Source organism: Micrococcus sp. HSID17227 (assembly GCF_003989405.1).
Taxonomy (GTDB): Bacteria; Actinomycetota; Actinomycetes; order Actinomycetales; family Micrococcaceae; genus Micrococcus; species Micrococcus luteus.
In genome coordinates this window covers 1-1,604 of the sequence record NZ_RBLN01000362.1, presented here as the reverse complement: position 1 = coordinate 1,604, position 1,604 = coordinate 1, and the positions used below count along the sequence as shown (strand labels likewise).

The 1,604-nt window shown below is 72.8% G+C and carries 1 protein-coding gene; it reads left to right on the top strand.

The features are described from left to right. Positions 1 to 1,604 (top strand): CoA-acylating methylmalonate-semialdehyde dehydrogenase (locus D8M29_RS11820; RefSeq protein ID WP_238693410.1); only part of this gene is annotated, 1,604 nt, incomplete at both ends.

Below are 1,604 nucleotides of genomic sequence, written 5' to 3'. Positions count from 1 at the left end.
CACTTCGTGCACGGCGAGCGGCGCGAAGGCGCCTCCGGCCGGCACGGCGACGTCTACCACCCGGCCACGGGCGGCGTGGCGGGGCGCGTGCCGCTGGCCTCCGCCGAGGAGATCGACGCCGCCCTGGCCTCCGCCGAGGAGGGCTTCGCCGCGTGGTCGAGGCTGAACCCGCAGCGCCGCGGCCGCATCCTGCTGCGCTGGGTCGACCTGATCAACGAGAACATGGACGAGCTGGCCACCGTGCTCGCCCAGGAGCACGGCAAGACCTTCCCGGACGCCAAGGGCGACATCCAGCGCGGCATCGAGGTCGTGGAGTTCGCCGCGGGCGCCCCGCACCTGCTCAAGGGTGAGTTCACCGCCGACGCGGGCACCGGCATCGACGTGCACTCCATCCGCCAGCCGCTCGGCGTGGCCGTGGGCATCACGCCCTTCAACTTCCCGGCGATGATCCCGCTGTGGAAGGCCGGCATCGCCCTGGCGGCGGGCAACGCCTTCGTCCTCAAGCCCTCCGAGCGCGACCCCTCCGTCCCGGTGCGCCTGGCCGAGCTGGCCCTCGAGGCCGGCATGCCCGCCGGCGCCCTCAACGTGGTGCACGGCGACAAGGCCGCCGTGGACGCGCTCATCGAGGACCCGCGCGTCAAGGCCGTCGGCTTCGTCGGCTCCACCCCGATCGCGCAGTCCATCTACGCCCACGCCGGCCGCATGGGCAAGCGCGCCCAGTGCTTCGGCGGGGCCAAGAACCACGCCGTGGTCATGCCGGACGCGGACCTCGAGATGACCGCCGACGCCCTGGTCGGCGCCGCCTTCGGCTCCGCCGGCGAGCGCTGCATGGCGATCTCCGTGGCCGTCCCGGTCGGCGAGGAGACCGCCGACCGCCTGATCGCGCTGCTCCGCGAGCGCGTGAAGGACCTCAGGGTCGGCCCGTCGCTCGAGGCGTCCTCGGACTTCGGCCCCGTCGTCTCGAAGGACGCGAAGGAGCGCATCGAGGGCTGCATCGCGGCCGGCGTCGAGGCGGGCGCCGACCTGGTCGAGGACGGCCGGGGCGTCGTCGTCGAGGGCCACGAGGACGGCTTCTACGTGGGCGCCACCCTGTTCGACCGCGTCACCCCGGAGATGAGCATCTACCGCGAGGAGATCTTCGGCCCGGTGCTCTCCGTGGTCCGCGCGAAGGACTACGAGGAGGCGCTCACGCTCGTGAACGAGCACGAGTTCGGCAACGGCGTGGCCATCTTCACCCGCGACGGCGACGCCGCCCGCGACTTCTCCACCCGCGTGGACACCGGCATGGTCGGCGTGAACGTGCCGATCCCCGTGCCGATCGCCTACTACACCTTCGGCGGCTGGAAGGCCTCCGGCTTCGGCGACCTGAACCAGCACGGCACGGACGGGCTGAAGTTCTACACCAAGACGAAGACCGTCACCACGCGCTGGCCCTCCGGCGTGCGCGAGGGCGCCAGCTTCGTGATGCCGGCCGGCTGCGGCGGCAAGCTCAAGACCGTGCTGCAGACCGTGGGCATCGGCCTGCTGCTCCTGCCCCTGGCCCCGCTCGTGGGCGGCTGGTGGCCGTGGGCCGGATGGGTGGTCATCGGGGCCGCCACCGTGCT